The organism is Pseudomonas sp. SDO5591_S426 (assembly GCF_054070755.1).
Genome location: NZ_JBSVXD010000240.1, coordinates 1 through 7142 on the forward strand (window position 1 = coordinate 1; position 7142 = coordinate 7142).

The 7142-nt window shown below is 59.8% G+C and carries 6 protein-coding genes; 3 read left to right on the forward strand and 3 right to left on the reverse strand.

Annotated elements, in window-relative coordinates; translation table 11 throughout:
* Positions 1-125 precede the first annotated feature (125 nt).
* From ilvD to ACW9JC_RS27280, 3 genes are all read right to left on the reverse strand, one after another.
* Positions 126-1967: a dihydroxy-acid dehydratase gene (gene ilvD / locus ACW9JC_RS27270; RefSeq protein ID WP_457458888.1), complete on the reverse strand. Its 1842-nt coding sequence runs from the start codon at positions 1965-1967 to the stop codon at positions 126-128.
* 256 nt (positions 1968-2223) lie between these two features.
* Entirely contained in the window at positions 2224-3426 is a 1203-nt protein-coding gene (locus tag ACW9JC_RS27275; protein WP_457458894.1) for an MFS transporter, read from the reverse strand.
* A gap of 205 nt (positions 3427-3631) precedes the next feature.
* Positions 3632-4828: a class I SAM-dependent rRNA methyltransferase gene (locus ACW9JC_RS27280; RefSeq protein WP_007995488.1), complete on the reverse strand. Its 1197-nt coding sequence runs from the start codon at positions 4826-4828 to the stop codon at positions 3632-3634.
* A 231-nt stretch (positions 4829-5059) separates the two neighbouring features.
* Between ACW9JC_RS27280 and ACW9JC_RS27285 the strand changes: the two genes are divergently transcribed.
* Genes ACW9JC_RS27285 through ACW9JC_RS27295 form a run of 3 tightly spaced genes read left to right on the forward strand, consistent with a single transcriptional unit; the run spans position 5060 to position 7093 of the window.
* Positions 5060-5875 carry an HDOD domain-containing protein gene (locus ACW9JC_RS27285; RefSeq protein WP_448109968.1) on the forward strand — a complete coding sequence of 272 codons (816 nt, stop codon included), beginning with the start codon at positions 5060-5062 and terminating at the stop codon, positions 5873-5875.
* 31 nt (positions 5876-5906) lie between these two features.
* On the forward strand, positions 5907-6719 hold the full coding sequence (gene mutM, locus ACW9JC_RS27290; RefSeq protein ID WP_457458890.1) for a bifunctional DNA-formamidopyrimidine glycosylase/DNA-(apurinic or apyrimidinic site) lyase: 813 nt from the start codon (positions 5907-5909) through the stop codon (positions 6717-6719).
* A 53-nt stretch (positions 6720-6772) separates the two neighbouring features.
* Complete coding sequence (locus ACW9JC_RS27295) at positions 6773-7093, forward strand: multidrug transporter (RefSeq protein ID WP_457458892.1); 321 nt, start codon at positions 6773-6775, stop codon at positions 7091-7093.
* Positions 7094-7142 lie beyond the last annotated feature (49 nt).

Genomic DNA, 7142 nt, shown 5'->3' on the forward strand with positions numbered 1-7142 from the left:
CTTTTGATCTTGTTTTTTAGAATCAAAGTCAAAAGATCGCAGCCTTCGGCAGCTCCTACAGAGGAATTGCGAACATAAAAATGCCCCGCACATGGCGGGGCATTTTTATGTTCGACGGTTAAACCTTACAGCCCGTCGAGCATCGCTTTGTTACGCACGGCACCCTTGTCGGCGCTGGTCGCCAGCAGGGCGTAGGCTTTCAGGGCGGTGGTCACTTTGCGTGGACGCACTTCCACCGGCTTCCAGCCTTTCTTGTCCTGCTCGACCCGGCGCGCGGCCAGTTCTTCGTCGCTGACCAACAGGTTGATCGAGCGGTTGGGAATGTCGATCAGCACTTTGTCGCCGTCCTGCACCAGACCGATTGCGCCACCGGCAGCGGCTTCAGGCGAAGCGTGGCCGATGGACAGACCGGAAGTACCGCCGGAGAAACGGCCGTCGGTGAGCAGGGCACAGGCTTTGCCCAGGCCTTTGGATTTCAGGTACGACGTCGGATACAGCATTTCCTGCATGCCCGGGCCGCCTTTCGGTCCTTCGTAACGGATGATCACGATGTCGCCGGCCTGCACTTCGTCCGCGAGGATGCCGCGTACGGCACTGTCCTGGCTTTCGAAGATCTTGGCGTTGCCTTCGAACACGTGGATCGACTCATCGACGCCTGCGGTTTTCACGACGCAACCATCCAGCGCGATGTTGCCGTAGAGCACGGCCAAGCCGCCTTCTTGCGAGTAAGCGTGCTCGACACTGCGGATGCAGCCGTTTTCACGGTCGTCGTCCAGGGTTTCCCAGCGGGTCGACTGGCTGAACGCGGTTTGCGTCGGGATGCCCGCCGGACCGGCCTTGAAAAAGTGATGCACGGCTTCGTCGTTGGTCTGGGTGATGTCCCACTTGGCAATGGCTTCTTCCATGCTGCGGCTGTGCACGGTCGGCAGCTGGGTGTGCAGCAAACCGCCACGGGCCAGCGAACCGAGGATGCTGAAGATCCCGCCGGCTCGGTGCACGTCTTCCATGTGGTACTTCTGGATGTTCGGCGCGACCTTGCACAGTTGCGGCACGTGACGGGACAGACGGTCGATGTCACGCAGGTCGAAATCGATCTCGGCTTCCTGGGCGGCGGCCAGCAAGTGCAGGATGGTGTTGGTGGAACCGCCCATGGCGATGTCCAGGGTCATGGCGTTTTCGAACGCCTGGAAGTTCGCGATGTTACGCGGCAATACCGACTCGTCGTTCTCGCCGTAGTAGCGCTTGCACAGCTCGACGATGGTGCGGCCGGCTTGCAGGAACAACTGCTCGCGGTCGCTGTGGGTGGCCAGGGTCGAGCCGTTGCCCGGCAATGCCAGGCCCAGTGCTTCAACCAGGCAGTTCATCGAGTTGGCGGTGAACATACCGGAGCACGAACCGCAAGTCGGGCAGGCGCTGCGCTCGTACTCAGCGACTTTCTCGTCAGAAGCGCTGGAGTCGGCGGCGATCACCATGGCGTCGACCAGGTCGAGGCCGTGGGAAGCGAGTTTGGTCTTGCCGGCTTCCATCGGGCCGCCGGAAACGAAGATCACCGGGATGTTCAGGCGCAGGGACGCCATCAGCATGCCTGGGGTGATCTTGTCGCAGTTGGAGATGCAGACGATGGCGTCGGCGCAGTGGGCGTTGACCATGTACTCGACGGAGTCGGCAATGATCTCGCGGCTCGGCAGCGAATACAGCATGCCGTCGTGGCCCATGGCGATGCCGTCATCGACTGCGATGGTGTTGAATTCTTTTGCCACACCGCCAGCGCGTTCGATCTCGCGGGCGACCAGTTGGCCGAGGTCCTTGAGGTGGACGTGGCCCGGTACGAACTGGGTGAACGAGTTGGCAATGGCGATGATCGGCTTTTTGAAGTCGTCATCTTTCATCCCCGTGGCGCGCCACAATGCGCGGGCACCGGCCATGTTGCGGCCGTGGGTGGATGTTTTCGAGCGGTAATCAGGCATGAAGCACTCCGGGCGGCTAATCAGGTATCAAAAGGGAAGTGAGCTTCTAGTGACGTCTGGAACACTCAGAAATGGCCGTGTGTCCGGAAGTTGCCGATAACTTTGCGGGATCGCCGCGCGCTTCAGCTTGAGCTCATAAACCCGCCGGGGATGACTGGCGATGAATGTCGCGATTCTACACGGCTGGCGGCTGGAGGGAATGCCGGGAAGCGTTGATACGGTGTTGATGGCGCGTGTGGGATGACGACTGGCAGTGTCAGCCGATATCGAGTACCTGTTTATTCCTTTGGATGATCAATGCATTCAGTCCAAGGCCCGCGAGGCTCAATATCAGGAAGCAAAGGGCCAGAGTGGTGATCAAGTCCTCGGGCACCGCACTGATTAGCGCGCTGATCACGCCGCCAGTGAGGAACATCAGCACACCGCCTACCGAGGTAGAAGTGCCGGCATGTTCCGGGTGGATGCTCATGGCTATGGAGTTGACTATGGGTCTGGTAATGGTGGTTCCGAGCGTACACACCAGCATGGATATCAACACCGTAGTGGCAGAGAGACCGAACTGACGAGTCAACCACAGCATGGCCGGGCCTGAAGCCGCGATCAGCCACAGGCCGGCATTGATTTGGGTGTTGGCTTGCAGGTGCCGATGCAAGATGCTGGCGATCACTCCACCCAGCACATATGCGACGCCATACAGCAACAACGCCCAGGCGAATTCGTACGGTGAGAGTGCCAGGTGCTCCATGAAAATAATGGGTGAACTGACGATGAAGGAAAAATGGCAGGCGAAGGCCAGGGCCGAAATCAGCCAGTAACCCATGAACCGTGAATCCGAACATACCCGCCAATAAGCGCTGAAAAATCTGCCATGTGCGGTCGTGCGCACCGGCGGGGTTTCCTTGAGCAGCCAGCAGGCGCTCAGCCAGACAAAAGCTGCCAGGGTGACAAACACATAAAAGCTGCCCTGCCAGCCGAACTGCAATTGCAGCCATGTCCCCAGCAGTGGCGATATTGAAATGAATACGCCGCCGGCGGTCACCATCCAGATCCGCAGTCGCTGCCTTTCGCGACCGATGAACAAATCCTGCACCAAGGCCTGGGACAGCGAAAAGGATCCGCAACCGATGGCCTGGATCACCCGAAAACTCAGAAACCAGCTGTATTCGCTGGAAAGCGCACATCCGGTCGCACCTATCATCGCGACAGCCATACCACCCAACAGCAGCTTCTTGCGGCCCCACATGTCCGACAGCGGCCCTACGAGCATTATGGAAAACGCCAGGCTGACGGCGAACAGGCTGACAGAAAGGGCAACCTCAGGTGGCGAGATCTGGAAGTAGGCCGACAGGTCGGGAAAGGAGGGGAGAACGACGTCCAACGGAAAAACACCCAACAGCGTCATTGTCATCAGCAACAGGGTGATCAACGGCTTTTCGTTGGCGTTTTTGGCAGAGGGCATCAATCCATTCTCTCGTTCCGTGAGGGATGGATGAGAATTGATTCGATGAGGAATCAAGTCAATGTCAGTACGCGTGAGGCAATTCTGAATCTGTTGTAGGAGCGAGCTTGCTCGCGAAAAACGTCAACGATAACGCGGGTGTGTCTGGTTACCCGCAGTGTCTATGCGTTCTTCGCGAGCTCGCTCCTACAGGGGTTGGCAGCGGTTAGCTGTTCGGCAGCAACCGGCAAGTAATGCTCTTGATGTAGCGGGTTTCAGCGATGGCAGGGTGAACCGGATGATCCGGGCCCTGGCCGCCGCGTTCGAGCATCTGGATGTTGCGGTCCAGGTGACGGGCGCTGGTCAGCAGGATGTTTTGCAGGTCGTCTTCCGGCAGGTGCATCGAGCAGGATGCGCTGACCAGGATGCCGTCCTTGGTGAGCAGGCGCATGGCTTGCTCGTTCAGGCGGCGATAGGCGCCTTCGCCGTTTTTCATGTCTTTCTTGCGTTTGATGAACGCCGGCGGGTCGGCCACGATCACGTCGAAACGCTCTTCGCTGGCTTTCAGTTCTTTGAGGGCTTCGAACACATCGCCTTCGATGCAGGTCATTTTCTCGGCGAAGCCGTTCAGCGCGGCGTTGCGCTCGACGCCGTCGAGGGCGAAGGCCGATGCGTCGACGCAGAACACTTCACTGGCGCCGAACGCGGCGGCTTGCACGCCCCAGCCACCGATGTAGCTATAAAGGTCCAGTACGCGCTTGCCTTTGGCATACGGCGCCAGGCGTGCGCGGTTCATGCGGTGGTCGTAGAACCAGCCGGTTTTCTGACCCTGGATGACCGGCGCTTCGAATTTCACGCCGTTCTCTTCCAGCGCAACCCACTCCGGCACCAGGCCGAACACGGTTTCGACATAACGGTTGAGGCCTTCGGCGTCACGGGCCGCGGAGTCGTTCTTGAACAGAATGCCGCTTGGCTTGAGCACTTGGGTCAGCGCCGCGATCACGTCGTCCTTGTGGGCTTCCATGGTCGCCGAAGCGATCTGCACCACCAGGATGTCGCCAAAACGGTCGACCACCAGGCCTGGCAGCAGATCGGAATCGCCGTAGACCAAGCGATAGAACGGCTTGTCGAACAGGCGATCGCGCAGCGACAGGGCCACGTTCAGGCGATGCACCAGCAGCGATTTGTCCAGCGGCAACTTGATGTCACGCGACAAAACGCGGGCGCAGATCAGGTTGTTCGGGCTCATGGCAACGATGCCCAGCGGCTTGCCGCCGGCGGCTTCGAGGATCGCCTGGTCGCCGGCCTTGAAACCGTGCAAAGGTGTAGCGGCTACATCGATTTCGTTGCTGTAGACCCACAAATGACCGTTGCGCAGACGACGGTCGGCGTTGGCTTTGAGGCGCAGGCTAGGCAGGGACATGACGTCGCTCCGGAAAAAAGAGCGGGAGTATAGCGCGTTGCGCAAGGCCTCGGCGTGGCGGATGGACATGCGGTGATCAGGCCCGGAGTTACATGAAACTTCCACCGATGAACCACCCAAGGTGTCGGATGCAGGTTTTAGAAGCTAGAATCTGCGCCTGGCCCAGAGTGTGTACTTATGTCCCAAGAGCTGACTTCCGAACAGATCCAACAGTCCCTGCAAGGCATCAGCGTGCCTGCCCAACCGCAGATCATGGTGGATCTGCAGATGGAGCAATACATGCCCGATCCGGATCTGGAAGTGATCGCGAAGCTGATTTCTCAAGACCCCGGTCTGTCCGGCGCCTTGTTGAAAATCGTCAACTCGCCGTATTACGGCCTGACCAACAAGATCGCCTCGATTCAGCGCGCGGTGAATTTGCTGGGCAGTCGCTCGATCATCAACCTGATCAACGCGCAGTCGATCAAGGGCGAGATGAACGACGAAACCATCGTCACCCTGAACCGCTTCTGGGACACGGCGCAGGACGTAGCGATGACCTGCCTGACCCTGGCCAAGCGCATCGGCGCGCAGGCTGGCGATGAAGCGTATGCGCTGGGTCTGTTCCACGACTGTGGCGTGCCGTTGATGCTCCAGCGTTTCCCCGAGTACATGACCGTGCTCGAACAGGCTTACGCCAATGCCGGCCCCGATTGCCGGGTGGTGGACACCGAAAACCAGGTCTTCAACACCAACCACGCCGTGGTCGGTTATTACACGGCCAAGTCCTGGCGCCTGCCGGAGCATGTGAGCACCGCCATCGCCAATCACCACAATGCCCTGGCGATCTTCAGCGATGAGTCGTCGCGCAACAGTTCGTTGAAGAACCTGCTGGCGATCCTGAAAATGGCCGAACACATTTGTGCGTCTTACCGGGTTCTGGGCAACCAGACCGAAGACCATGAATGGAACAGCATCGGGCCTCTGGTGCTCGATTACGTCGGGCTTTCGGACTACGACTTCGAAACCCTCAAGCAGACGATTCGCGACCTCGGCAATCACCGCTGAGTTGCACCTGCCAGCCTGATTCGAGAACACCATGCCTGAATTGCCGGAAGTCGAAACCACCCGTCGTGGCATTGCGCCGCACCTGGAAGGCCAGCGCGTCAGCCGGGTGATCGTGCGTGACCGGCGTCTGCGCTGGCCGATTCCTGAAGACCTCGATGTGCGCTTGTCCGGCCAGCGCATCGTGCTGGTGGAGCGGCGCGCCAAGTATCTGCTGATCAACGCCGAGGTCGGCACATTGATCAGTCACTTGGGTATGTCTGGGAATTTGCGGTTGGTGGAAGCCGGCCTGCCGGCGGCCAAACATGAGCATGTGGATATTGAACTGGAGTCGGGCCTGGCCCTGCGCTACACCGACCCGCGACGGTTTGGCGCGATGCTCTGGAGCCTCGACCCGCTCAACCACGAATTGTTGATTCGCCTGGGGCCGGAGCCGTTGACCGATCTGTTTGACGGTGAGCGTTTGTTCCAGTTGTCTCGCGGGCGTTCGATGGCGGTCAAGCCGTTCATCATGGATAACGCGGTGGTGGTCGGCGTCGGCAATATCTACGCGACCGAAGCGCTGTTCGCCGCCGGGATCGACCCGCGCCGCGAAGCCAAGAGCATTTCCCGGGCGCGTTATCTGAAGCTGGCGATCGAGATCAAACGCATCCTCGCTGCTGCCATTGAGCGCGGCGGCACCACGCTGCGGGACTTTATCGGCGGTGACGGTCAGCCGGGGTACTTCCAGCAGGAACTGTTCGTGTACGGCCGAGGCGCCGAGCACTGCAAAATCTGCGGCACCCAGTTGCGGGAAGTGAAACTCGGGCAGCGCGCCAGCGTCTTTTGCCCACGCTGCCAGAGCTGAAACGCCTACGGTCTATAGTCAGTGTTCTGACTGTTTAACCGAAGGACCGCGCCATGAACCTGTTTCGAACCCTTGTCGTCGCGTTACTGCTGAGCTTCGGTGCATCAGCCGTGGCCAGCGGCGGCAGCGGTGATCCGCTGTACACCATCCAGAATCCCCCGGCTTACGCCATGATCGGCGACTTGTTGATTGCCCGGCCTTTGCTGGTCGCGGCGACGGTGATTGGTGCCGGGGTGTTTGTGGTGTCGTTGCCGTTTACCGCGTTGGGCGGCGGCGTGGGCGATGCGGGACAGGCACTGGTGGTTGATCCGGCGAAAGCGGCATTCGTGCGGTGTCTGGGGTGTATCGGGGAGGGGTTTGAGCGGCGGGAGTGAGTGCCGCAGAGTCAAAAGATCGCAGCCTTCGGCAGCTCCTACAGGGGAT

Bases quoted from the DNA above. Each gene is read 5' to 3' on its own strand.
- ilvD (WP_457458888.1), bottom strand. From the start codon at position 1,967: ATGCCTGATTACCGCTCGAAAACATCCACCCACGGCCGCAACATGGCC.
- ACW9JC_RS27295 (WP_457458892.1), top strand. From the start codon at position 6,773: ATGAACCTGTTTCGAACCCTTGTCGTCGCGTTACTGCTGAGCTTCGGT.
- mutM (WP_457458890.1), top strand. From the start codon at position 5,907: ATGCCTGAATTGCCGGAAGTCGAAACCACCCGTCGTGGCATTGCGCCG.
- ACW9JC_RS27280 (WP_007995488.1), bottom strand. From the start codon at position 4,828: ATGTCCCTGCCTAGCCTGCGCCTCAAAGCCAACGCCGACCGTCGTCTG.
- ACW9JC_RS27275 (WP_457458894.1), bottom strand. From the start codon at position 3,426: ATGCCCTCTGCCAAAAACGCCAACGAAAAGCCGTTGATCACCCTGTTG.